General features: G+C 47.8%; 1 protein-coding gene. It reads left to right on the top strand.

The annotated features are described in order from the left end of the window. Positions 1-273: MBL fold metallo-hydrolase (locus tag AC1DVB_RS27920; protein ID WP_477592108.1), on the top strand; the 273-nt coding region annotated here is incomplete at its 5' end. Between the last annotated feature and the right edge of the window lie 243 nt (positions 274-516).

Below are 516 nucleotides of genomic sequence, written 5' to 3'. Positions count from 1 at the left end.
ACTTTAATGGAATGCGGCCAATATGATGAACGTTGGTCAACCATCCATATGATTCCGGAAGAAACTGTTCAAGCACACATCGATGTACAAGGAAAACGGATGATCCCCATTCATTGGGCAGGTTTCACATTGTCTTTTCATGACTGGACAGATCCGATAGAACGGGTAACAAAAGCGGCCAATGACCTGGGTGTCCAGGTCTGCACACCTCAAATAGGCGAACCGGTAGTGCTTGGTTCAACGGATTTCCCTCAAACAAGATGGTGGAAATGAAAAAAGGGGTTCGGAAAACGTATCATTCATCAAATGATGTTCCCGAACCAAATGACCAAGCAATACCTTCCCCCCTCAGGTCTGGTTTCTATCTAAATGTTATATCTAAGTTGATTGGATCGGGTGTTCGAGACTCCTGCGTGAAAAGCGCGTCTAGGGGATAACCCGCAGGCGAAAGCCGAGGAGGCTCCCTGACCGCCCGYGGAAAGCGAGTGCCCTACGTTCCAATCAACGTCCAAATTT

This window comes from Peribacillus sp. P4_D6 (assembly GCF_056401795.1).
This window is presented reverse-complemented; position numbering and strand designations above follow the sequence as displayed.